The organism is Bosea sp. ANAM02, assembly GCF_011764485.1.
Taxonomy (GTDB): Bacteria; Pseudomonadota; Alphaproteobacteria; order Rhizobiales; family Beijerinckiaceae; genus Allobosea.
In genome coordinates this window covers 1296598-1320529 of record NZ_AP022848.1, presented here as the reverse complement: position 1 = coordinate 1320529, position 23932 = coordinate 1296598, and the positions used below count along the sequence as shown (strand labels likewise).

Below are 23932 nucleotides of genomic sequence, written 5' to 3'. Positions count from 1 at the left end.
AGGCCAATGGCCGACTTCTATCCGATCCTGGCGCGTGCGGTCGCCGGGCTGCCCGAAACCTCCCCCGAGGCCCGGCGCGCCATCTACGACCGGGCGCGGGCCGCGCTCGTCGCGCAGTTGCGCGGGCTCGACCCGCCACTGAGCGAGGCCGAGATCATGCGCGAGCGCCTGGCGCTCGACGAGGCGGTCGCCCGGATCGAGGCGGATTACGACGATGCGCCGGCCCCGCCGCCGGCATCGGACGGTCCGGTCATCCGCACCGTCGAGAGCCCGCCGTCGCCGATCCGTCCGCCGACGCCGAGGAAGGCGCCGGAATTCGCGCCGCTCCCCGCCGCCGCCGGACAGGAGGATGGCGAGCCGCTGCCGGAACCGGCCGAGCCGCAGGTGGCGCGCCCGCGCGTGCAGCCGCCGCGCGAACCGCGGGTCAAGCCCGGCCATATCCGCTCCGCCGTCGTCGGCGGTGTCGTCGCGGTCGCCGTCGCCGCCATCGCGGCCACCGCCATCTATGTCCACAAGCTGCGGCCTCAGGACACGCCGCGCCCGAGCAGCGAAACCGCGCAGAGGTCGCCGGCCCCGCAGCCCGACAATGCCGGCAAGATCGCCGAGCGTGTCGGCGAACCCGGCGCGCCCCAGCAGAATCGGGCCGCCGGCAGCCAGCCGAGCGCCACGCCCGGCATTCCCGTGCCGCAGCCCAGCGGCGAGATCGCGGTTGCCCAGCGCGCCGTCCTCTTCGTCGAGGTGCCCGAGACCCCGCAGCAGCCGCAGACCACGACCGGACGCGTGTTCTGGCGCCTCGACAGCGAAAGCGCCGGCCAGGGCCGGCCGATCGAGACCATCGTGCGCGCGACGGTCGAGATTCCCGATGTCGGCCTGACCCTCGACTTCACCATCCGCCGCAACACCGATTCGGCCTTCCCGGCCTCGCATATCATCGGGCTGCGCTTCACCAGCACCGGCGACCCGGCGTCCCAGACCGTCAAGGAAGTCGGCGTACCCCAGTTCAAGACCGCGGAAGGCGAGCGCGGCGCGCCGCTCTCTGCGATCAACTCGGCGCTCGGCGACAATCTCTTCGTCGCGGCCCTGTCGAACGTACCGGTGGAGGTCGAGCGCAATGTCGAGCTCATCCTCAACCGCAGCTGGATCGACGTGCCCGTGCGCTTCGCCTCCGGCCGGCGCGGCATCATCACCTTCGAGAAGGGCGTCTCCGGCAGCCAGACGCTCGCCGACGCCTTCGGCCGCTGGCGCTGACATGAGCGCCACCGGCAACACCATCCTCGCCCGAAGATCCCGGCGGAAGCCCTGAAACGCTGCGCGCGCCCTCCGGCGCCCGCGTGGCATTCCTATCAGCTTTCAATGGAAGCCGGCTGTATCGCGGCCGGCAGGACGAGATCATGACCAATGCCTTCGAAAGCCCGTTCAAGGGCCGCTTGCTCTCCGAGCAGGTCACTAACCCCAATATCAGCGTCGGGCCGCTACAGCTATTATTCCGGCTACTATCACCGCCACGCCTTCGACGACTGCGCTCGCTATCTCTGGCCGGAACTCGCCGATGTCGACAAGCTCGTGATCGGCAGCTTCTGCTCGATCGGTACCGGCGCCTCGTTCATGATGGCCGGCAACCAGGGACACCGGAACGACTGGGTTTCCAGCTTCCCCTTCTTCTACATGAAGGAGGAGCCTGCCTTCGCCGGAGCGCAGGATGCCTTCCGCAAGGCCGGAGACACCGTCATCGGCAGCGATGTCTGGATCGGCGCCGAAGCGATGATCATGCCGGGAATCCGGATCGGCCATGGCGCCGTCATCGGCAGCCGCGCCCTGGTGACGAAGGATGTCGAGCCCTACACCATTGTCGGCGGTAACCCGGCAAGGCCGCTGCGCAAGCGCTTCGGCGACGAGGACATCGCCCTGCTGCTCGAGATGGCGTGGTGGGACTGGCCGCTGAACGACATCGAGGCCGCCATGGGCCTGCTCTGCTCGGGCGACATCCGCGGGCTGCATGCCCGCTGGCGCATGGGGCAGGCCGGGGCCGGAGGAGAAGCGTCCTAGCTCTTCCGCTGCGCCGCAAACCGCGCCGCGGCCCGGAGCATATCCGCATCCGGGCCGAAGCTCGCCAAGGCCTCCACCGCCTCGGCGCTCAGCCGGTCGCGCTCGCGCTTGGCGCCGTCGAGGCCGAGCGCGTCGACCAGCGTGCCCTTGCCCTTGTCGGCGTCCTTGGCCGTCGCCTTGCCCATCTGCGCGGCATCCGATTCGACATCGAGGATGTCGTCGGCGATCTGGAAGGTCGCCCCCAGCGCCCGGCCATAGCGGCCTAGCGCGACAAGCGCCGCCGCATCGGCGCCGCCGAGCCGCGCGCCGATCTCGACGCTCGCCGCCAGCAGGGCCCCGGTCTTCATCGCCTGGAGCCGGCGGATCTCGGCTTCCGGAAGCGCGCCGCGCACGGCCTCGAAGCGCCCTTCGGCAGCAAGGTCGAGCATCTGGCCGCCGACCATCCCGCCGAGTCCCGAGGCCCGCGCGAGGCATGTCACCAGCGCTGCCCGCACCGCACCGTCGCGATGCGTCGCCTCGTCGGCCAGCACCTCGAAGGCGAGCGTCAGCAGGGCGTCGCCAGCCAGGATCGCGGTCGCCTCGTCGAAGGCCTTGTGCACGGTCGGTCGGCCGCGGCGCAGGTCGTCGTCGTCCATCGCCGGAAGGTCGTCATGCACCAGCGAATAGCAGTGCAGCAATTCGACCGCGGCACCGGCGCGCCGGGCCTGCTCGGCGGAAACCCCGAGGAAGCGGGCCGTCTCGACCGTCAGGAAGGGCCGCAGCCGCTTGCCGCCGGCCAGCGCGCCATGCCGCATCGCGGCGACGAGGCGCGGAGGGCGCGCAATCTCGCCGGGAGCCGCGACATCGGACAGCAGCCTCTCCAGCAGCGTCTCGATGGCGGCAGCATTCTGCGCCAGCCGGGCGTCGAGATCCCCGGAGCTTGCCGAAGGAGTGACGGAACTCATGCGCTGGTCTCGCGTTCGCTGCCGGAAGGGGGGCCTTGCCGGACGTTCGTCGCATCGTCAAGCTGCACCGCCTCGGGTCCCGCCCATGATGGTCGGACCGATGGAACGGCAGCAGGGGGTGAAGCAAGGTGCTGGGTAGGATTCTCGGCCTGTGCTTCCGGTTCGCCATCTGGCTGCTCCTCGCCCTCACGGCCTTGATCCTGCTTTACCGATTCGTCCCCGTTCCTTCGACGCTGATGCTCGGCCGCTGGCTGGTGCTCAAGCCCGTCGAACGCGACTGGGTGCCGCTCGACCGGATTTCGCCGCACCTGATCAAAGCCGTCGTCGCCTCGGAGGATCAGCGCTTCTGCAGCCATGGCGGTATCGATTGGGTCGAGCTCAACAAGGTACTGGAGAACGATGACGGGCCGAGCCGCGGCGCTTCGACGCTGACCATGCAGACCGCCAAGAACGTCTTCCTCTGGCCCGGCCGCTCCTACATCCGCAAGGGGCTGGAGATTCCGCTCGCCATGGCGATCGACCTCGCCTGGGGCAAGCCGCGCGTGATGGAGGTCTATCTCAACGTCGCCGAATGGGGCGAAGGCCTCTTCGGGGCGGAGGCCGCGGCCCAGCGTTATTTCCGCAAACCGGCGGCGCGGTTGACCCCTGCCGAGGCGACCAGGCTTGCCGGGGCGCTGCCCAATCCGCTGCTGCGCAATCCGGCCAAGCCGAATCGCGCCCTGCAATCAGCCGCCGGCCGCAGCCTGCGCCGGCTCGGCCAGCTCGGAGCGCTCGGGGATTGCGCCCTGCCCGGCTGACCGGCAGGATCGCCGGGCGTTCTCGGCCAGCCGGCGAAGAAATCCGGATTCGGCACTAGCAATCCGCGCCCCGACCGTGTATGGCCAACGCCTCACGAGATTGATCCGTCGCCGTGGCGGATGCTTGGCCTTGGGGCCAGCGTCCGGGCGGTGGCACGATGGAGAGTACAATGGCCGTTCCGAAGAGAAAGACGTCGCCGTCGAAGCGTGGCATGCGCCGCTCGGCCGACGCCCTGAAGCAGCCCACCTATATCGAGGACAAGAACTCGGGCGAGCTGCGCCGTCCGCACCATGTCGACCTGAAGAGCGGCATGTATCGCGGCCGTCAGGTGCTGAAGGTCAAGACCGACGCCTGAGGCGGCCGGTTATCGGTGCCGGCAGCGATGCCGGCTTGCCGATGGAAGCTTGAAACCGGCCGCAAGGCCGGTTTTTCTTTGCCTTCCACGCACTGCCTGTTGCGGGCCTCCGCCGTCATGGTCGGGCTTGTCCCGACCATCCACGTCGTCCGTCATCGAGCGTCGTGTTCAAGACGTGGATGCTCGCCACGAGGGCGAGCATGACGTGGCGGATTGCCCTTCAGCTCCGAGCCCATTGCAGACGGGTACCGGCTGCCGGGGCGGCAAGCCGCGCCGTCGCCTGATAGCTGCCCGCCGCCGCCTGCGGACTCGCCCGCCCGCGCCGGGCAAAGGGGCCGATCTCAGCCCGCGCCGCTGCCGCCTGCAGGAGCACCAGCGCCGATGAGCTGGCATCGGCGGCGTTCCATTCGGTCGAGCTTCCGGCTTCCGCCATGTATCACTCCGGCACACGCAACTTGTGACGGAGTCGTTAGTGCAAGGCGTTGGCCAGCCTTAACGCGGCGTTAATCCAAAAGACCGCATCGTTTCGAAGCACTTCCCATCTCATGGACAGGGCGACGAGGCTCCAGAACGGAGTTCCGCGGCCGCCCTATCGAGGCCGACCGATGCCCTCCCCGTCGATCTTCAGCTTCCAGAACGGCAGCCCGGTTGATCCCCGCAGCATCCTCTCCTCGATCGGCGAAGTGGTCTATGGCTGGGACATCCAGAGTGACGCCCTGAGCTGGGGCCCCAATGCCCGCGAGGTTCTCGGCGTGATTCCCGAACCCGCGATGCAGCGCGGCCTCGCCTTCGCCGGCCTGGTCGAGCCCGGCAGCGGACCGAGCCGCTACGACGCGATCTTCTGCTCCAGCGAGCACGACACCGGCGACGGCGTCATCTATCGCACCCGCTACGCCATCGATCTCGCCGGCCGCAAGATGTGGGCCGAGGATACCGGCCGCTGGTTCGCGGGCAGCGACGGCTATCCGGCGAGCGCCCGCGGCGTGCTCAGGCTCGAACGCGCCGCCCGCGCCGACGAGCTGGAACAGTTCGGCAGCGAGCTCTGCGACCGCCCTGCCCTGGTCGAGCGAATCGGCATGGCCCTGCAGGAACACCTACCGGCGGAACGGCCGGTCGTGGTTCTCGTCGCCGCGATCGACGAGCTCGCCCGGCTCAACGACGATTTCGGTCATGAGGCCACCGACGAGATCATCGGCACCGTGCATGAGCGCCTGCGCTCGGTGACGCGCCGGCGCGACCATCTCGTCCGCTATGCCGGCAACAGCTTCGCGATCCTCCTGGTCGGCTGCCCGCCGGAACAGGTCGAGCCCGCCGCCCGCCGCTTCATCAAGGTCGTCGCCCAATCGGCGATCGAGACCAGCCGCGGCATCGCGCTGGTGCGCCTGCGCGTCGGCGCCGCCAGCGCCCCCGAGCTCGGCTCCCATGGCGGCGCGCTGCTCGCCGCGGCGGAAGGCGCCCTCGCCAGCGCCCGCGCGGGGGCGATCGATACCGCCGTCATGGCCAGGCCGCAGCCGCGCCGCAGCCCCGGCAGCGAGCAGACCGGCTTCGACGTCCAGGCCATCGCCGCGCTGAACGACCGCCGCGTGCGCCTCGCCCTGCAGCCGGTCGTCCGGACGCATTCGCGCGAGGTCGCCTTCCACGAGGCGTTGCTGCGCGTCGGCCAAAGCGAGACCGGGCTCTACTTCGCCTCGGCCGAATTGATACCGATGCTGGAGCGGCGCGGACTCGTCCGGCTGTTCGACCAGCGCGTGCTCGAACTCGCCATCGAGATGCTCGGCGCCGACCCGAATCTCACCCTCTCGGTCAATGTCTCGCCACGCTCGCTGCACGACCCCGAATGGTTCGACGCCTTCGTCGCCTGCACGGCCGCGGCGCGCGGCAAGGCTTCGCGCCTGATCGTCGAGATCACCGAGACCGCGACGATCGAGAATCCCGGCCGCATCGCCAGATTGCTGGGCCGGATCAAGGAACAGGGTGCGCGCATCGCCATCGACGATTTCGGCGCCGGCCACACCTCGCTCCGGCACCTGCGCGCCTTCCCGATCGACATCCTCAAGATCGACGGCGCCTTCACCCAGAACCTGCGCCGCTCGACCGACGACCGCTTCTACGTCCGCACGCTGGTCGAACTCGCCGGCCATCTCGGCGTCGAGACGGTGGCCGAATGGGTCGATGACGAGATGCAGGCGAGCATGCTGCGCGACTGGGGCGTCACTTATCTGCAGGGGCATCTCGTGGGGCGGGCGGAGACGGTCGAGCCGTTGCAGGCTGCGCCGCGCCGGCTGGCGACGGGCTGAGGCGGGCGTCGGTTCAGGCACACCTCCAAGCGCTTGGTCCGTTGCCGGCTTTCAGCGCTTTACGGATGCTGAGAGACTCTGCCTCTAGAACAGTTCCGCAATTCTGCGAATCGCGAAACTGCTCCAAGCTCTTGTTCTAACGCATTTTCTGCACGCGAACCGGCGTCCGCTTCGCTCAAAAATGCTCTAAACAGATCAACTTGCCAGTGCTCTTGGCCGACGAAGGTCGCCTTGATCTGCAAGCGAACAAACGGCACGCCTGCAGTACGGCCAAAAAAACTCCAAGCCGGAAATCACCGTTCGTTATGCCGGCATCGGAATTGATGAGATTGCAAACCCTTCCAATGTCAAAGCGGCGCGTTCCAGTTCGGTGAGCGGCCAGCGCAGACCCAGTCCTTACCCCCCTGAAGCGAACCGATATATCGAAAGCGCGCGATCATGCGGCGGTCGGCGTTGCTCGTGGACCAGACCTTGGTCCGGCCAGGCGGCAGGCCGTCGGCGCCGCAATCCCGCGTGCCGTTGGCACGGTGGATGCAGAACTTGATGTAGACCCGAGAGCCGCAATTATTGGTCATGCGAGCCGAGAGAAGACGACCGTTCTCCAGCCACTGAACCTGCCCCCGCACGCATTGGCGAGGTGCACTGTAGCAGCCGTCCTTGTCCGAACGTTGAGCCGATGCATGCCCCTGAAAGACGATCGTCGCAAGTGCTGCGACGAGGAGCGTCCTACCTACCGATAGCGTCATGGAAGCGTTCCTTTATCCCGCTCTGAGTTCGGCAACAGCTAGCCGTTGCGGCAGACCAGGGTCTTCCCCCGTTCGGGTGAAGGAAGAGCGGGGCAGGTAAGCTTCAGAAACGAGCCGAAGTCGCGAGCCTGACAAGGCCGGCCTGGCTATTGACACCGGTCTTCGCGTAGACCGCCTTGAGTTGGCTGCGGACGGTTTCCCTTGTCAGCCCTGCTTCATCTGCAATCTGCAAAATTGATTTTCCATTGGCGATCCCGATGAAAACCCGCCTTTCCGCGTTGGAGAGTTTAAGGGCGCGAGCGAGGATTGCCAGATCGTCGGGCTGCAGAGCCTTCGGGAAGGCCTCGACGAGCAGGATGACGGAGATGCCGGCCAAGTACTCCGACATCTCATCCTGCAAGACGCGGGCGAACGAAAGCTTGGCTCCCGGAAGATAGACGGTCCAAGTCCTTGGACCGGCACCGCCCCGCGCCAGCATCGTCGCGAGGATCTCCTGTCCTGCCGGGTCGACGACGCGCAGCGTGCCAAGTGCGGAGGCACGAACGTGTTCGCCTTCCTCAAGCCAGTTCCGGCCAGTCGAGGACGCAGTCCTGATCTTCATGCCTTCGCCGACAACGATGACGCCGACATCGAGCGCCTCGAACAGCGAAGCCGAGATTCCGGCCTCCGGGCTATGAAACCGGTTGCTGCGATAATGCCGAAAGGCCCGGCGCAGATGTGGCGCGAGCGCCGTCAATTGCTGGGCAGCGGCGTAATTCCTGTCCGGATCCGAACTGCTGGTCAGCGTACTGATGAGGAACGAGCAACCGGCATCGTGGAACAGGGTCGCACCGATGCCAGTCTCAAAGCCAAAATCATTGATGAAATTGTAGTATTCGTGCCGAAGAAAGCTGCCGCGATCGATAAGCTGTTCTCCGATGATACCTATCCCGACGGGGGTTTCGGCCAGCTTCTTCATCCAGGGATTGATACTTGAGTAGTGCGCGGAATAATCGCGCAAAGCGACTGGATCGAACCCCGAGGCGAGCGCGGCGGCACCGTGACCTGGGCGATGCTGATGGAAGAACAAAGTAGAGGCCGCACCGGGAAGCGCCTCGTTCAGCTTGTTCAGGAATTGCTGCCACGTCGCTTCGCCGACCAGAGAAGCGTAGATCAGGTCGATCAAGTCCGATGTCGTTTCGGGAGCGTCGAACATCGTTTCAGGCGGGTACAATTCTTATCGCAATAATAATCATGAACATACCGCAAGTGCATCCCGCAGCTACGTGGCTTCCAGCAGAAATGGCCCGTATCGGCTTCGCTCCCGCTCTGCTCTCAGGGGCAGCCTCAACGCCGCCGGCCGCAAAATTCTAGCCGTCGGCAATGTCTCACTCCGGTCCACCGTGCGATCGCCACAATAGACTCAAACCCAGACATCCACGACATCGACCATCCGCCTGACAAAAAGCCGCGCCCCCGTTCCCCGAGAGCGCGGCCCCAATTCGTCAGTCCAACCTCACCGCGAACGCGACAGCTTGTCCAGCCGCTCGCGCATCTCGTTGAGCTCGCGCTTGAGATCGCCGATATCGCCGCTGGCCGCGTCCGCCGCGGGCTTCGCCCCGGCGGCCGCTTCCTGCTTGGCCTGCGCCGCCGCGGTGAACGGGTTGAACAGCCGGAACGCGTCCTGGAAGATCTGCATGTTCGCCCGCGTCTGCGCCTGGATGGCGTCGAGCGCGTTGCCGCCGAAGGCCGAGCCGCCGAAGGCCTTGGCCATCTGCTCGCGGAACTTGTTCTGCTCCTGCGTGAGGTTCTCCATCGAGAACTCCAGGTAGCGCGGCACCAGCGCCTGCATGCTGTCGCCGTAGAAGCGAATGAGCTGGCGCAGGAAAGCGATCGGCAGCAGGTTCTGCCCGTCCTTGGCCTCCTCGTCGAAGATGATCTGCGCCAGCACCGAGCGGGTGATGTCCTCGCCCGACTTCGCGTCGTAGACCACGAAATCCTCGCCCGAGCGCACGAGCCCGGCGAGGTCCTCCAGGGTGACGTAGGAGCTGGTGCCCGTGTGGTAGAGACGCCGGTTGGCGTATTTCTTGATGACGGTCGGTTCTTTGTCGCTGGCCATCAGGTCCTGCTTGACGTTGATCCGCGGCCGCCGGTGGCTCCGGCGTGCTCGGCGAAACGATCTCCCATGGCCAGACGATAGCCTGTCGGTGCTGCACCGCAAGCTCTTTGAGCGGGCGCTGCAAAAATCAGCCGAAGCCCCTGCAACCGCAGGCATACGCCCTCCGTTACGTCACTCGATTGGCGACGCCCCGGACGATTTCGCCTCTTGCCCGTCTTGACGGCGCCGCGGCGGGCTTCGAAGGTGGCGGTGAGCGGTTGAGCCGGCGGGAGCGGTGCAACCGTAACAACAAAGCGAGGAACCCTCTCATGGCAGATTCGGATATCGTGATCGTCGGTGCGGCCCGCACGGCGGTCGGCGCCTTCAACGGCGCTTTTGCCAACACTCCCGCCCATGATCTCGCCGCCGTCGCGATCAAGGAAGCGCTGAAGCGGGCCAAGGTCGAGGCCGCCGAGGTCGACGAGCTGGTGATGGGCCAGGTGCTTGCCGCCGGCCAGGGCCAGAACCCGGCCCGCCAGGCCGCCATGGCCGCCGGCATCCCGCAGGAGAAGACCGCCTGGGGCCTCAACCAGCTCTGCGGCTCCGGCCTCCGCACCGTCGCGATCGGCCTGCAGCAGATCGCCAATGGCGATGCCAATGTCATCGTCGCCGGCGGCATGGAATCGATGTCGCTCGCCCCGCACGCCTCCTATATGCGCGCCGGCACCAAGATGGGCGACGTCAAGTTCGTCGACACGATGATCAAGGACGGCCTCTGGGACGCCTTCCACGGCTACCACATGGGCACGACCGCCGAGAACGTCGCGACCAAGTATCAGATCAGCCGCGAGGAGCAGGACCGCTTCGCCGTCGCCTCGCAGAACAAGGCCGAGGCCGCCCAGAAGGCCGGCAGGTTCAAGGACGAGATCGCCCCGGTCACCATCTCGACCCGCAAGGGCGACATCGTCGTCGACAGCGACGAGTATCCGCGCCACGGCGCCACGATCGAAGCCATGGCCAAGCTGCGCCCAGCCTTCTCGAAGGACGGCACGGTGACCGCCGGCAACGCGTCGGGCCTCAATGACGGCGCCGCCGCGCTCGTCATCATGACCGCCAAGGAAGCGGCCCGCCGCGGCCTGACCCCGCTCGCCCGCATCGCCTCCTGGGCGACGGCCGGCGTCGATCCGCAGATCATGGGCACGGGCCCGATCCCCTCGACCCGCAAGGCGCTCGAGAAGGCCGGCTGGAAGGTCGGCGATCTCGATCTTGTCGAGGCCAACGAGGCCTTCGCGGCGCAGGCGCTCGCGGTCAACAAGGACCTCGGCTGGAATCCGGACATCGTCAACGTCAATGGCGGCGCGATCGCGATCGGCCATCCGATCGGCGCGTCCGGCGCCCGCGTGCTGGTGACGCTGCTGCACGAGATGGCCAAGCGTGACGCCAGGAAGGGCCTCGCCACGCTCTGCATCGGCGGCGGCATGGGCGTCGCCATGGCCGTGGAGCGCTGAGACAAAGCGCCCCGCCCATGGCGAAGCGCACGACGCTCTACCGCTATCTCACCGGCCCCGATGACGCCTCCTTCTGTCATCGGGTTTCCGAGGCTTTGAGCCTCGGCTGGTCGCTCTACGGCCAGCCCACCCTGACCTTCGATACGGTCCAGGGCCGGGTCATCTGTGGCCAGGCCATCGTCAAGGACGTGGACGCGGATTACGCGCCCACGCTCGAACTGTCTGAACAATAACGGCGAAATGCCGCAGGAATCATCTGAAAGGGAGACTGGCCTATGGCGAAGGTGGCATTGGTTACGGGGGGCTCGCGCGGCATCGGCGAGGCGATCTCGAAAGGTCTGAAGGCGGCCGGCTACAGCGTCGCCGCGAGCTATGCCGGCAATGACGAGGCTGCGGCCAGGTTCACCGCCGAGACCGGCATCAAGACCTATAAATGGGACGTCTCGGACTATGATTCCTGCGTCGCCGGCATCGCCAAGGTCGAGGCCGATCTCGGCCCGGTCGACATCCTGGTCAACAATGCCGGCATCACCCGCGACGGCATGTTCCACAAGATGACCAAGGATCAGTGGAACGCCGTGATCGGCACCAACCTGAACTCGCTGTTCAACATGACCCGTCCGGTCTGGGAAGGCATGCGCGCCCGCAAGTTCGGCCGCGTCATCTGCATCTCCTCGATCAACGGCCAGAAGGGCCAGATGGGTCAGGTGAACTATTCCGCCGCCAAGGCCGGCGATATCGGCTTCGTCAAGGCGCTGGCCCAGGAAGGCGCGCGCGCCGGCATCACCGTGAACGCGATCTGCCCCGGCTATATCGCGACCGAGATGGTGCGGGCGATCGACCCGGCCGTGATCGAGAAGTCGATCCTGCCGCATATCCCGGTCGGCCGCCTCGGCGAGCCCGAGGAGATCGCGCGCGCCGTGGTCTTCCTCGCCAGCGACGATGCCGGCTTCATCACCGGCTCGACCCTCTCCGCCAATGGCGGCCAGTACATGGCCTGATCGGTCCCGCAGCCTGCCATGCGCGGGTGGCTGAAATCAAAGACCCCGGAATAGCTTGACGGCGATTCCGGGGTCTTTTGCTTTTGAAGCGATCACGCCATAGCGAGGTTCCAGGCTTCGTGCTCGTCTAAAATGCGTGGGTCATCCCGGACGCCGCGAAGCGGAGATCCGGGATCCATGCCTGAACCTTCAACGAAAGCGTTCCGGAATGGATCCCGGGTCAAGCCCGGGATGACCCACATGTTTCCCGCCGGAGATTGGCAGCCGCCTCAGCTCTGCCGCCCGCCCTTCGGCAGCAGGAAGGTCAGCAGGCCGAAGGCCGGCAGCCAGGCGCAGATCCTGAACACCTCGATGATACCGATCTTGTCGGCGAGCAGGCCGATGCCCGCCGCAGCGACCCCGCCGAGCCCGAAGGACAGGCCGTAGAACAGCCCGCCGACGAGGCCGACCCGATGCGGCACGAGGTCGATCGCGTAGATCAGGATCGCCGAGAAGGCGCTCGACATGATGAAGGAGACGATGATGCTGAGCACGCCGGTCCAGAACAGGTCGGCATGGGGCAAGAGCAGCGCGAAGGGCAGCGAGCCCAGGATCGAGAGCCAGATCACCCGGTCGCGGCCGATCCGGTCGCCGATCATGCCGCCGACGATCACGCCGATCGCGCCGACGACGAGATAGAGGAACAGCATGATCTGCGAGAGCTGGATCTCGATGCCGAAGCGCTCGATCAGGTAGAAGGTGTAATAGGAGGTGAAGGCGGCCGTGTAGCCGTTCTTCGAGATCAGCAACATCACCAGCACGGCCATCGCCAGCAGCACGCGCCCGCGCGGCAGGCCGTGGCTCGCGCTTTCATCGGCATGGCTCGACGACGATTTCTGTTCGCGCCGCATCGCCGAATAGCGCGAGCCGAGCCAGCCCATCACCAGCATCGCGACCAGTACGACGCCGGAGAACCAGGACAGGCTCTCCTGCCCGCGCGGCATCACCACGGCCGCAGCCAGCAGCGGGCCGACCGAATAGCCGATATGGCCGCCGACCTGGAACACGCCCTGCGCCAACCCCTGCCGGCCGGCCGCGGCATGGCGCGCCATCCGCGTCGCCTCCGGGTGGAACACGGCCGAGCCCAGCCCGATCAGCCCCGCCGCGAGCAGGACCATGGCGTAGCTATGGGCGAAGGAGAGCATCAAGAGGCCCGCCAGCGTCGAGCACATCCCGGCGACCATCGCATAGGGCCAGGGCTTGCGGTCGGTGACGAAGCCGAGGATCGGCTGCAGCAGCGACGAGGTCACCTGGAAGGCGAGTGTGATCAGGCCGATCTGCACGAAATCGAGCTGATAGTTCTCCTTGAACAACGGATATAGCGCCGGAATCATCGACTGCACGAGATCGTTCAGCAGATGCGCGAGGCTGAGCGCCGCCAGAACCGGCATCAGCGGACGGCGAGCGACGGATTGCAGCGGGATCGTGGTCATGATGCAGGCAATGAGCCTGCTTTTGTTCATGGTCAACGGGGTCGGGAGCATGACGCCCATGGCTGCAAGGCTGGGTTGCGGCGCAGCATTCATGCCTCATGCTCGGGCTTGATCCGGGCATCTCTTGCCGGAGGAGGCTGCCGCGCCTCCCTATCCTGAGATTCTCAGGTCAAGCCCGAGAATGACGCCAAGCTGAAAAGAAGTCCCCATCGGCAAGCCCGGCGAAACCTGCTATCGCCGCGCGGTCTTCATACCCGGCCCGCTCATGACCTCCCGCACCGCGACCATCATCGGCTTCTGCGCCATCCTGCTCTGGTCGACGCTGGCGCTGTTCACGGCGATGTCGGGCCGTGTCCCGCCCTTTCAGCTCGTCGCCATGACCTTCGTCATCGGCGGGCTGCTGATCCTCGCGATCACGGCGCTGCGCGGGCAGCTCTCGCGCATCCGTCCGACGCCGGCCTCCTTCGCGCTCGGGCTCTACGGCCCGTTCGGCGACACCGCGCTCTATTATGCCGCCGTGAAGACCGCGCCGCCGGCCGAGGCGAACCTGATTCATTATCTCTGGCCGCTGCTGATCGTGCTCTTCGCCGCGCTGCTGCCGGGCGGCAGGCTCAAGCCCCGCCATCTCGTCGGCGCGCTGATCGGGCTGGTGGCGACCGGTCTGCTGGTCTCCGGCGGTCTCGGCAGCGGCGGCGGACTGGCGCTCGGGCATGTATTGGCCGCACTCGGCGCCTTGGTCTGGGCGAGCTATTCGGTGGCCTCGCGCCGCTTCGCCAACGTGCCCTCGGAGAGCCTCTGCGTGACCATGCTGGGCTGCGCGGTGCCGGCCCTCGCTTGCCATCTCGCCTTCGAGAGCACGCTCTGGCCGCTGACATCCGTGGAATGGGGCGGCGTGCTCGGCCTCGGCCTCGGTTCGATCGGACTCGCCTTCGTCGTCTGGGATATCGGCATGAAGCAGGGCGACATCGCCCTGCTCGGCGTCGCCTCCTATGCCGCCCCCGTGCTCTCGACGCTGATCCTCGTGCTGTTCGGCTATGCACCTTCAAGCTGGCTGCTCGCAGCGTCCTGCGCGCTCATCGTGGTCGGGGCGCTGGTGGCGAGCGGCGACGGCGGGCGGAAGGCCTGAGGCATCCATCAGACGTCATCGTCAGGGTCGGGCCTGTCCCAACCATCCACGACTTCCGTCAGGCAACGCGGGTGGTCAAGACGTGGATGCTCGCCACAAGGGCGAGCATGACGGTTCACCCTGGCCGCCAGTGCACAGCCCGGCTCAATTCCGGCGCAGAAGCCGCTCCAGATAGTCCAGCTCTTCGGCCGGACGCAGCGGATCGCCGAGCCGCTTGCGCAACTCCTCCAGGATGCGCCGCGCCCGCTGGGTCGCGCTCTCGTCGGCGCCGGGCACCTTGACCCGGCCATCGGCCCAGTCGCGCTGGCGCTGCGGCCGGCCGAGCGGATCCTCGCTGCCGCGCTGCTGCGCCGAGGGCCGGCCGGAGGGACGCCCGTCCGGCTCGCCATAAGCCTGCCCCTCGCCTTCGCCCTCGCCGGGCTGGCCCTGCATTTGCTGGGCGAGATTCTGCCCGCCCTTGCGCAGGGCTTCGAGCGCACGCCCCTGCGCATCGAGCGCGCCCTCGCCCTGGCCCTGGCCGAGCTGGCTTTCCGCCTCGCGCATCGCGTCCTCGGCCTCGTCGAGCTCGCCATTCTGCGGCGCACCCATGCCGCGCATCCGGCGCTGCAGATCCTGCAGGCGCTCGCGCAAGGCCTGCTGGCGCTGCGACAGGCCCTGGCCGTTCTGGCCCTGCATGCCCTCGCCGCCTTCGCCGTCCTCGCCCTGTTCGCCGGGCTGCTGCCCCGGCTGCTGGCCACGCTGGCCCTGTTGGCCGCGCTGGCCTTGTTGACCCTGCTGGCCGCGCTGGCCGGGCCGTGCCTGTTGCTGGCCGGGGCGCTGGCCGCGCTGGGCCTGGCCCTGCTGGCGGCGCTGCTCTTTCTGATAGGTCTCGTCGCGCAGATTCTGCTGGTCGCGTGTCATCCGGTCGAGATCGCCGAGCGCCTGGTTCATCTCGCGCTGGCGCGGATCCTGCTGGCCGGGGCGCGCCATCTGGAGATTGTTGAGCATCCGGTTGAGCTCTTCCATCAGGCGCTGCGCCTCGGCCATGTCGCCGCGCTTCGACAATTCCTCGATGCGGTCGAGCATGTTCTGCAGGTCGCGCGGCGTCACCGTGCGGAAATTCTCGGGCAGGCGGGCCTGATCGCGATCGCCGTTCTGCTGCTGTTGGCGCATCATCTGCTCGGCGAGCTGGCGCATGAAATTATCCATGGCCCGGCGCATCTCGTCGGTGAGCTTCTTGATCTCCTCCTCGGAAGCCCCCCGCTCCAATGCCTGCTGCAGGTTCTCCTGCGCCTGGCGGAGCGCCCGCTCGGCATCGGACATGTCGCCGTCCTCGAGCTGGAGCGCCATCGCCCACATCAGCTCGGCGACCTCGCGCAGGGCATCGTCGCCGGCGGCGCGGCGCAGGCGCTCGGTCAGCATCCGCATGCCCAGATAGACGCCCGGTTCCTTCATGAAGAGCGAGGGCTCGATCATCAGCGCATCCATGGCGAGCTGCACCCTGGAGCGGTCCTCGACATCCATGACGAGCTTGCGGCGCTGCTCGACCAGCGCCTTGGCCAATGGCTTGGTGAAGGTGCGCTGCGGCAGCACGACCTCGAGCGGCTCGCTGCGGCCTTCCTGCCCGGCTTCGTCCCGGGCGATCAGCACCATCCTGACCCTGGCGCCGGCCCAGGGATGGGCGGAGAAATCGACCGTGCTCCTGTTCTCCTCCTCGCCCGAGGCGGAGGACGGCACGGCGAGGTTCTGCTTCGGCGGCTCGACCAGCGAACGCCCGCCCCTGGCGGTATCCGGGCGCGAGACATTCACCTCGATCGAGGCGATGCCGTAATCGTCCTTGGCCTTATAGGTGATGCCCAGGCCACCGGACTGCGCCCCGGTCACCGGCTTCGGTGGATCGGTGAAGGCGATGATCGGCGGCTGGTCAGGGATCGAGGTGATGGTGAGCGTGGTTCCGGGTGCTCCGCTGCCGGTGAGCTTCAGCGTGCCGTTGCCGGCGAGCGTGAAGCGCTTCTCCAGCACGGCCTGCTGCGGGCCAACCGGCTGGGCGGGCTTCGCGGTCGCATCCTTCGCCTCGGCTCCCTTGCCTCCACCCTCCTTCGCCTCTGGCTTGATCAGGTCGAGACGGCCGGTCGTGGCGACGTCCATGTTCGTCTTGCCGGCGATGCGCACGACGATGACCGATTTCTCGGGCGCGCTCAGGTTCGGGCTCGCGAGCTTGGCGAAATCGATCAGGATCGGCGGCAGGCGCGTATAGGCCGGCGGATCGATCCAGGCGTCGATCCGGGTCGAGGCGGCGATGGCGGGCGGCCCCTTCCAGTCGAAGGCGGCGGAGAGGCGCTGCGTGACCTCGGGTCCCGCGACGAAGAAGCCGGTGACGGCGGCAAGCAGCGGCACGGCGCGCAGCGCCCGCCGGTCGTGTCCGGCCATGTGCGGCTGCGGCGGCTGGACGCGCAGGGAGGCGACCTGCCGGCTCTGTCGCTCGACATGCAGCTTCCACAAGGCCTGCGAGACCGGATCGGCCGAGCCGATCGCGAGACTGTCCTCCAGCGACGAGGCCGGGCGGTGGCCGTCGGCGACGGAGCGGTCGAGCCGCGTCAGCGCATCGCGATGCGTCGGCAGGACGAGGCGGGCGACGTGCCAGAGGCTTGCGGCAAAGGCTGCGGCAAAGGCGGACACGCCGGTGATCCGCCCATACCAGGGCAGAAACGTCCACAATCCGAACCAGGACACGGCGAGGAAGGCGAGGACGACACCGAGCGGCAGCCACAGCCGTGGCCATAGCCGCTCCCAGCCGTGCGAAAGGCGCGACGCGGCGGCGAGACGGCTGAGCCGCTGCCGGATGCCGTCGATCGTGTCGGGCGCCTTGCGGCGCTCTGCCTCGCTCATGCCATCGCTCCGGGCAGCCCCCATTTCCGTCTGAACTCGCCTGACCAAATCAGGCTAGCACGGGAATGTGGCATTGCCAGCGCGAAGACCCACCAACGCACAGCGCTCCGCCTTTCGTGAACGAACGCACACGCCATGCCCGGACAGGAAGAACGCGGACAGCGCGGGGAGCCCTCTCCTGGAGGGAGAGGGCAGGGTGAGGGGTAGGCCCCTCACCGAGTGAGCTGTGAGGTAGTCGCTGCGCAGCGGTGAGGCCGCAAATTAACTGGTCCAGCGGCCGACACCTCACCCCTGCCCCTCTCCTTACAGGAGAGGGGTTCCCCGCGCCTTCTCTGGAAAAAAGACGAGAACGTTCAGGCGAACCAGCCCGGCAGCCTGTCCGTGCCGATGAGCTCCTCGTAGCTCTGGCGCGGCCGCGTCACGGCGTATTGGTCGCCCTTGACCATGACCTCGGCGACGAGCAGGCGCTGGTTATAGGTCGAGGACATCGAGGCGCCATAGGCACCGGCCGTCATGAAGGCGATCAGGTCGTTCTGCCGGAGCTGCGGCAGCGTGCGCCCGGTCGTGAAGGTGTCGCCCGATTCGCAGATCGGCCCGACCACGTCATAGGCCAGCTCCGGCCCGCCGACCGCCGGCTCCGACACCGGCCAGATCTCGTGATAGGCCTCGTACATCGCCGGGCGGACGAGGTCGTTCATCGCCGCGTCGACGACGAGGAACTGCTTGGTCGGGCGCGGATTGAGGTGCAGCACCCGCGTCAGCAGCACGCCGGCATTGCCGACGATCAGGCGGCCGGGCTCGAAGCCGAGCTCGACATCGAGCCCCTTCGTTACCTTGGCCACCATCGCAGCATAGGCCTCGATCAGTCCCGGCCCGTAATCGAAGGTCTTCGGAATGTCGTAGGGGATGCCGAGCCCGCCGCCGAGATCAAGCCGGTCGACACGGTGCCCCTCGCCCTTCAAGTCGCCGACCAGCGCGACCATCTTGGTATAGGCCGCCTCGAAGGCGTCGATCTCGCGGATCTGGCTGCCGATATGGACGGCCAGGCCCATGATCCGAACGCCCGGCATATTGGATGCGCGGGAATAGAGCCGGCCGACCTCCTCAAAGGAGACGCCGAACTTGTTCTCGGAGGAGCCGGTCGTGATCTTGGCATGGCCGCCGGCGCCGATATCCGGATTGACCCGGAACACCGCCTCTTGGCGCTTGCCGAGCGAGGCGGCGACCTTCGAGAGCAGGTCGAGCTCGCTCTCGCTCTCGATATTGACCTGGTAGATGCCGGCCTCGACCGCAAAGCGCAGCTCCTGCTCGCTCTTGCCGACGCCGGAGAACACGATCTTCTCCGGCGGGATGCCGGCGGCCAGCGCCTTGCGCACTTCGCCTTCCGAGACGGTGTCGATGCCGGCGCCGAGCGCGCCCAGCGTCTTCAGCACGCCGAGATTGCCGTTCGCCTTCATGGCGTAGAAGACATGGGTCTTGCCGGCAGGCGCGGTCGTCTTCATCGCGGCCTCGAACAGCTTGTAATGCCGCTCGATCGTCGCGCTCGAATAGATATAGACCGGCGTGCCGATTTCGGCCGCGATGCGCTGGAGATCGACGCCCTCGGCATGGAGCGAGCCGTCGCGATAGGCGAAATGATGCATGGGATTAACCTTGGAAAGGCCTGCTGAAACTCACGCGGTCATCCCGGCCGGAGTGAAGCGTAGAGCCGGGATCCATGCCTGAACCTTTTTCGGAAGCGCTCCGGCATGGATCCCGGATCTCCCTTCGGTCGCCCGGGATGACGGCGAGCGAACCGAAATCACATCAGCGGATCGAGGACGAAGGGCTTGTCCGGCACGGTGATCGCCCTGTTGGCCTTGGGCGGCTTGGCCAATACGGAGGCCGAACCCAGCGAAGCCGGATCGTTCTCCTTCGCGCCGATCTGGTCGTCCGGCAGGTCGATGGCACCGGTCGCGTTGGGTGGGGCCTCAAGCGGCCCCTTGCGCCCGCAGGCGGCCAGCGCAACAGCCAGAAGGCCGACGACCAGCAAGGTGCGGCCGAGTTTCAGGCGGGAATCAAGCACGAAGACGAACCCTCGGGGCGAAACGTGGCGGGACCTTAGCGGAGGATGCGGCGGAGCGCGAGACTCTCCGCATGCGTCATTCTCGGGCAAGCGCAGCGCCGACCCGAGAATCTCGTGAAGGAGATGCTCGGGTCAAGCCCGAGCATGACGCCCTACTGGGAGAGCTGCTTCAGCCAGCGCCTGGCCTGCCTGCGGACATTGGCCGGGGCCGTGCCGCCATAGCTGACGCGGCTCTTCACCGACTGGTCGACGCCGAGCACGGCGAAGACGGCCTCGGTGATCTGGGGCTCGACGGCCTGCATCTCGGCGAGCGAGAGCTTCTCCAGCCCGACCTTCTTCTCCGAGGCGATGCCGACGAGGCGGCCGGTGACGTGATGCGCGTCGCGGAACGGCATCTTCAGCACGCGCACCAGCCAGTCGGCCAGATCGGTCGCGGTGGCATAGCCGAGGCCGGCGGCCTTCTTCATCACCTTGAGGTCGGGCTGCATGTCGCGGACCATGCCGGCGGTTGCGGCGAGACAGAGCGACAGCGTCTGCAGCGCGTCGAACGTGCCTTCCTTGTCCTCCTGCATGTCCTTCGAATAGGTCAGCGGCAGCCCCTTCATCATGGTCAGCAGGCCCTGCAGCGCACCGAAGACGCGCCCCGCCTTGCCCCGCACCAGCTCGGCCGCATCGGGATTGCGCTTCTGCGGCATGATCGAGGAGCCCGTGGAGAAGGCGTCCGAGAGCCGGACGAAGCCGAATTGCGGCGTCGACCACAGCACGATCTCCTCGGCGAAGCGCGAAAGATGCATCGCGCAGATGCTAGCCGCCGAGAGCGTTTCCAGCACGAAATCGCGATCCGAGACCGAATCGAGCGAATTCGCCGTCGGCCGGTCGAAGCCCAGCGCCTTCGCGGTCATGTGCCGATCGATCGGGAAGGAGGTGCCGGCGAGCGCAGCCGCACCGAGCGGGCATTCGTTGAGCCGGGCGCGGGCGTCGCGGATGCGGCTGCGGTCGCGGCCGAGCATCTCGACATAGGCGAGCAGGTGATGGCCGAAGGTGACCGGCTGCGCCGATTGCAGATGGGTGAAGCCCGGCATCACCGCGCCGGCGTAGGTATCGGCCTTCTCGGCCAGCGCGAGCTGGAGATCGGCCATCTGGCCGTCGAGCTCGTCGAGCGTATCGCGCACCCACAGCCGCATGTCGGTCGCAACCTGATCGTTGCGCGAGCGCGCGGTATGCAGGCGGCCGGCGGCGAGGCCGATCTTGTCCTTGAGGTTCGACTCGACGTTCATATGGACGTCTTCCAGCGCCCGCGAGAACGTGAAGGCGCCGCTCTCGATCTCGCCCTCGACCTTTTTCAGGCCGGCGGTGATCGTCGCGACATCCTCCCTGGTCAGGATGCCGGTCTCGGCCAGCATGGCCGCATGGGCCAGCGAGCCGCGGATATCCTGGCGCCAAAGCTTCTTGTCGAAATCGATGGAGGCATTGATCTCCTCCATGATGGCGTCGGGACCTGTGGCGAAACGCCCACCCCACATGCGATTGCTCACGACGGTCTTTCCTGCTTTTGAGGACGCATAATGACGTCTGGAAAAAAGATCGGACTGGCCCTCGGGGTCGTGGCGGCGCTCGGCCTCGCTGGCGTAGCTGCCTTCTACTCCGGCAGCGGCGATGCCGGCAACGGATCATGCAGCGCTGCGAGCTCGGCAGCCGCGCGCATGAAGCCGCTGGTCAAGGGCGAGGTGGCGGCAGTCGAACTGCGCACGCGCCCGCAGCCGGCCCCCGCGCTCGCCTTCACCGGGCCGGACGGCCAGCCGACGACGCTCGCCGCACTCAAGGGCAAGACCCTGCTGGTCAATCTATGGGCGACCTGGTGCGCGCCCTGTCTCAAGGAGATGCCCGCGCTCGACGCGCTGCAGAAGAACATGGGCGGGCCGGATTTCGCGGTCGTCGCAATCAATATCGACACGCGCAATCTCGACAAGCCGAAGACCTGGCTTGCCGACAACCGGATCACCGCCCTACCCTATTACGGCGATCCGCAGGCCGTGACCTTCCAGGTCCTGCGCGCCGCCCACAAGGTCGAGGGCATGCCGGTCAGCCTGATCGTCGACAAGGCCGGCTGCGAGCTCGGCATCATCCAGGGCCCCGCCGACTGGGCCAGCGCGGATGCCAAGGCACTGATGCAGGCCGCCATCGGGCGTTAGCGCGTTCTGATTTCACGCGGAATTTCATTGATCACTCCGGCGGACCCTTCGCAGCCGGAGCGGTAGGCCGGGCGGGGTTGTCGAGACGCCCTTGCACATGGAGCGGAGGCGCCTTCCCCTGCTTGTCCTCGCCCATATAGAGCGTGACATGCGGGAACGGGATCTCGATGCCGCGCCGGTCGAAAATCTCCTTGATGAACTCGTTATAGGCCCTGCCGGCGCCCCATTGCGCGCCCGGCAGCGTCTTGATGCGCGCCCTCACCGTGATCGCGGAATCGCCGAAGGCGGTGATGCCCTGCATGTCGAGCGGCCCGATGATCTTCTCGCCGTGCTCGGTGTCCTTGAGCCGCTCGAAAGCCTCCTCCATCGCTTCCTTCACCTCGGGGATGTTCTCGCGATAGGCCACGCCGATCTCGGCGACATGGAAGGAGAAGCCCCGCATCATGTTCGAGACATGGTCGACGGAGGAGAACGGGATGAGATGCACCGTGCCGTCGAGCGAGCGGATCGAGACCGAGCGGATCGTCAGGCGCTCGACCACGCCCGACTTGCCGCCGACCTGGACCACGTCGCCCTCGTTCATCACGTTCTCGAACTGGATGAAGACCCCGGTGATGATGTCCTGCACCAGTTTCTGCGCGCCGAAGCCGATGGCCAGGCCGAGCACGCCGGCGCCGGCAAGCAGCGGAGCGATGTTCAGCCCGAGCTGCGCCAGCGCCAGCATCAGCACCAGGACCGCGAGCGCCACGGTGAAGGCGTTGCGGAACAGCGCGAGCAGGGTCTTCTCCCGCGCCGTCGGCACCGTGCCGAAATCCGGATTGAGACGGTATTCCACCCAGGACAGCATCGCGACATAGACGCCGAGCCCGATCAGCACGATGAGAGCCGCCGAGACCAGCGCACCCGCCAGCCGCTGGCCCGAAGCGCTCGCCAGCCAGGCGAAGATGTCGAGCACGTGCCAGGCCTGCACGATCAGCAGCAGCACCGCCGCAAGGACCAGCAGGCGCACGATCTGCATCACGCGCGGCGCGAAGGCCTGCAGCCGCGGCTCCAGCAGCGGCAGGCGCAGCCGCACGTCCTCCGGCAGGCGCACGCTGACATTCACTAGCCGCGAGACGAAGGCGAGGACGACGCCCCCGAGTATCGCGATGACGACGGATTGCACCGTGGCGCCGAGCACGAAGGGCAGCGCCTGCAGCGGATTGACCAGCCAGACGAGGAAGACGCCGATGAGATAGGTCACCACGACGACATGCCAGAACTGCCCGGCGACATGGCTCGCCTGCGCCAGAAGGTCATGCCGCCCGGCCTCCCGCGCTGCGAACAGCCTGCGCCTGACCTGCAGGCGGTTCTGCAGGATGATGACGATCGCGATCACCAGCGCCGTCAGCATCACGAGCACCTTCAGGGCCTGCACGGCGGCAGCCGGCAGATAGAGAGCGAGCGCCGGCGCGACGAAGAGGAAGGTATAGCCCAGGAGCGAGATCAGCCGCGCCAGCCAGAAATACCAGTAGGCGGCGGTGGTGTCGTCGATCGGCATGAGCCGCAGCGCCGGATGCCGCGGCTCCAGCACGGCCCGCATCGCGACCTTGACGATCTCGACGGCCAGGAAGGCATTGAGCAGCAATGTCTGCTCCAGGGTGATGCGTCCGGCCGTGCCGACCAGGTTCAGGACGAGCAGGTAGCCGGCTCCCCAGGCGAGCGCGACGCCGGCGAGATCCACCATCACCGCGACGACGAGCCCGGCCGAACGGGCCGGCCAGGATGATCCGGCGACGCGGCGGGCGAGCCCCGCCTGAACCCGCTCCGCGAGCAACCGAGCGATCAGGAAGCTGCCGAACAGGGCAAGGGCGACGAAGCCGAGCGCGACTCCGACATCGCGCAGCCGCAGCATGTCGACCTGCGACTCGCCGGAGACGATGCTCCCGAGCTGCCGGAAGGTCTGGATCGTCGCCGAAAGCGCCCCGGCGCTCTGCTCGGCGATCGCCTTGGTATACTCGGCCACGCTCCGGGCGAAGCCGGGCTCGGCCTCGGCCTGAGGCGCAGCGGCGGCCGGAGCCTGCTGGCCCGGCTGCCGCTGCTTCAGCCGCTGCAGGAGATCGGCGCGCAGCTTGTCGTCCTCGAGGATGCGGACGAGATCGTCGACCGACGCCGCGCCGGCCTGCCCCGGCGCGGCAGATGCGGCGGCCGGTGGCGGATGACTTTCCTGAGCCGAAACAAGATTTCCGGCTAAAATCAAAAAGGCCGCGACCAACACCCACAATCTCATGACCACCTTCGCCGCTGTCGGGAGAAAAATCTCCTTCATACTAGGCATGGGGGCCTGTAGGTCAAACCGTACGCACCCTTGAACGATTGATCCGAAACAGGCCTTCCCGGGCGAATACTCGAAGTTGCTTTCAACCCGAGGGATGGCCGAAACGACCATGACGGTTGG

The 23932-nt window shown here is 67.1% G+C and carries 20 protein-coding genes and 1 pseudogene; 10 read left to right on the top strand and 11 right to left on the bottom strand.

Features of this window, described 5'->3' with window-relative positions; genetic code table 11:
* Positions 1-6 precede the first annotated feature (6 nt).
* Together OCUBac02_RS06355 and catB are read left to right on the top strand one after the other, a co-directional pair.
* Complete coding sequence (locus tag OCUBac02_RS06355; protein WP_173044272.1) at positions 7-1248, top strand: chromosomal replication initiator protein DnaA; 1242 nt, start codon at positions 7-9, stop codon at positions 1246-1248.
* A 143-nt stretch (positions 1249-1391) separates the two neighbouring features.
* Positions 1392-2046, top strand: a pseudogene (gene catB / locus OCUBac02_RS06350) (type B chloramphenicol O-acetyltransferase).
* Here the strand turns inward: catB and OCUBac02_RS06345 are convergent.
* Positions 2043-2990, bottom strand: a complete 948-nt coding sequence (locus OCUBac02_RS06345; RefSeq protein ID WP_173044270.1) for a polyprenyl synthetase family protein — start codon at positions 2988-2990, stop codon at positions 2043-2045. The pseudogene catB and the gene OCUBac02_RS06345 overlap by 4 nt on opposite strands.
* Before the next feature lie 128 nt (positions 2991-3118).
* Here OCUBac02_RS06345 and mtgA point away from each other — a divergent pair, with 128 nt between their 5' ends.
* Both mtgA and rpmF read left to right on the top strand, forming a co-directional pair.
* Positions 3119-3787: a monofunctional biosynthetic peptidoglycan transglycosylase gene (gene mtgA, locus OCUBac02_RS06340; RefSeq protein WP_173044268.1), complete on the top strand. Its 669-nt coding sequence runs from the start codon at positions 3119-3121 to the stop codon at positions 3785-3787.
* A gap of 170 nt (positions 3788-3957) precedes the next feature.
* Positions 3958-4143, top strand: a complete 186-nt coding sequence (gene rpmF / locus OCUBac02_RS06335) for a 50S ribosomal protein L32 (RefSeq protein ID WP_047582212.1) — start codon at positions 3958-3960, stop codon at positions 4141-4143.
* Between the two features lie 220 nt (positions 4144-4363).
* On the opposite strand, the gene OCUBac02_RS06330 is transcribed toward rpmF, so the two are convergent.
* Positions 4364-4576 (bottom strand): hypothetical protein, encoded by a 213-nt coding sequence (locus OCUBac02_RS06330; protein WP_047582800.1) that lies wholly within the window; start codon positions 4574-4576, stop codon positions 4364-4366.
* 172 nt (positions 4577-4748) lie between these two features.
* Between OCUBac02_RS06330 and OCUBac02_RS06325 the strand changes: the two genes are divergently transcribed.
* On the top strand, positions 4749-6440 hold the full coding sequence (locus tag OCUBac02_RS06325) for an EAL domain-containing protein (RefSeq protein ID WP_173044266.1): 1692 nt from the start codon (positions 4749-4751) through the stop codon (positions 6438-6440).
* Between the two features lie 347 nt (positions 6441-6787).
* Here OCUBac02_RS06325 and OCUBac02_RS06320 read toward each other — a convergent pair whose 3' ends face one another.
* The 3 genes from OCUBac02_RS06320 to phaR all read right to left on the bottom strand — a co-directional run bounded on the left by OCUBac02_RS06320 (position 6788) and on the right by phaR (position 9284).
* Positions 6788-7186: a hypothetical protein gene (locus tag OCUBac02_RS06320; RefSeq protein ID WP_173044264.1), complete on the bottom strand. Its 399-nt coding sequence runs from the start codon at positions 7184-7186 to the stop codon at positions 6788-6790.
* Between the two features lie 103 nt (positions 7187-7289).
* Positions 7290-8351, bottom strand: a complete 1062-nt coding sequence (locus OCUBac02_RS06315) for a helix-turn-helix transcriptional regulator (protein ID WP_173044262.1) — start codon at positions 8349-8351, stop codon at positions 7290-7292.
* A gap of 330 nt (positions 8352-8681) precedes the next feature.
* Positions 8682-9284, bottom strand: a complete 603-nt coding sequence (phaR, locus tag OCUBac02_RS06310; RefSeq protein ID WP_173044259.1) for a polyhydroxyalkanoate synthesis repressor PhaR — start codon at positions 9282-9284, stop codon at positions 8682-8684.
* A 308-nt stretch (positions 9285-9592) separates the two neighbouring features.
* Between phaR and OCUBac02_RS06305 the strand changes: the two genes are divergently transcribed.
* Genes OCUBac02_RS06305 through phbB form a run of 3 tightly spaced genes read left to right on the top strand, consistent with a single transcriptional unit; the run spans position 9593 to position 11772 of the window.
* A complete protein-coding gene (locus tag OCUBac02_RS06305) occupies positions 9593-10771 on the top strand; it encodes an acetyl-CoA C-acetyltransferase (RefSeq protein WP_173044257.1) in 1179 nt (392 codons plus the stop codon).
* 17 nt (positions 10772-10788) lie between these two features.
* Positions 10789-11004, top strand: coding sequence for a DUF1737 domain-containing protein (locus OCUBac02_RS06300; protein ID WP_173044255.1), 216 nt, complete (start codon positions 10789-10791; stop codon positions 11002-11004).
* Positions 11005-11046: 42 nt separating this feature from the next.
* Positions 11047-11772, top strand: coding sequence for an acetoacetyl-CoA reductase (gene phbB / locus OCUBac02_RS06295; protein ID WP_173044253.1), 726 nt, complete (start codon positions 11047-11049; stop codon positions 11770-11772).
* A 269-nt stretch (positions 11773-12041) separates the two neighbouring features.
* On the opposite strand, the gene OCUBac02_RS06290 is transcribed toward phbB, so the two are convergent.
* Positions 12042-13244, bottom strand: a complete 1203-nt coding sequence (locus OCUBac02_RS06290) for an MFS transporter (RefSeq protein WP_047574377.1) — start codon at positions 13242-13244, stop codon at positions 12042-12044.
* Between the two features lie 265 nt (positions 13245-13509).
* Here OCUBac02_RS06290 and yddG point away from each other — a divergent pair, with 265 nt between their 5' ends.
* Positions 13510-14370 carry an aromatic amino acid exporter YddG gene (gene yddG / locus OCUBac02_RS06285; protein WP_173044251.1) on the top strand — a complete coding sequence of 287 codons (861 nt, stop codon included), beginning with the start codon at positions 13510-13512 and terminating at the stop codon, positions 14368-14370.
* A gap of 144 nt (positions 14371-14514) precedes the next feature.
* On the opposite strand, the gene OCUBac02_RS06280 is transcribed toward yddG, so the two are convergent.
* The 4 genes from OCUBac02_RS06280 to argH all read right to left on the bottom strand — a co-directional run bounded on the left by OCUBac02_RS06280 (position 14515) and on the right by argH (position 20838).
* Positions 14515-17238 carry a TIGR02302 family protein gene (locus tag OCUBac02_RS06280; RefSeq protein ID WP_173044249.1) on the bottom strand — a complete coding sequence of 908 codons (2724 nt, stop codon included), beginning with the start codon at positions 17236-17238 and terminating at the stop codon, positions 14515-14517.
* A gap of 353 nt (positions 17239-17591) precedes the next feature.
* Positions 17592-18881, bottom strand: a complete 1290-nt coding sequence (lysA, locus tag OCUBac02_RS06275; RefSeq protein ID WP_173044247.1) for a diaminopimelate decarboxylase — start codon at positions 18879-18881, stop codon at positions 17592-17594.
* A gap of 158 nt (positions 18882-19039) precedes the next feature.
* Entirely contained in the window at positions 19040-19303 is a 264-nt protein-coding gene (gene lptM, locus OCUBac02_RS06270; RefSeq protein ID WP_047580497.1) for an LPS translocon maturation chaperone LptM, read from the bottom strand.
* 152 nt (positions 19304-19455) lie between these two features.
* On the bottom strand, positions 19456-20838 hold the full coding sequence (gene argH / locus OCUBac02_RS06265) for an argininosuccinate lyase (protein WP_173044245.1): 1383 nt from the start codon (positions 20836-20838) through the stop codon (positions 19456-19458).
* A gap of 30 nt (positions 20839-20868) precedes the next feature.
* Between argH and tlpA the strand changes: the two genes are divergently transcribed.
* Positions 20869-21495: a thiol:disulfide interchange protein TlpA gene (gene tlpA, locus OCUBac02_RS06260; RefSeq protein WP_173044243.1), complete on the top strand. Its 627-nt coding sequence runs from the start codon at positions 20869-20871 to the stop codon at positions 21493-21495.
* 31 nt (positions 21496-21526) lie between these two features.
* Here tlpA and OCUBac02_RS06255 read toward each other — a convergent pair whose 3' ends face one another.
* Complete coding sequence (locus tag OCUBac02_RS06255) at positions 21527-23764, bottom strand: mechanosensitive ion channel domain-containing protein (RefSeq protein WP_173044241.1); 2238 nt, start codon at positions 23762-23764, stop codon at positions 21527-21529.
* Positions 23765-23932: the final 168 nt, after the last annotated feature.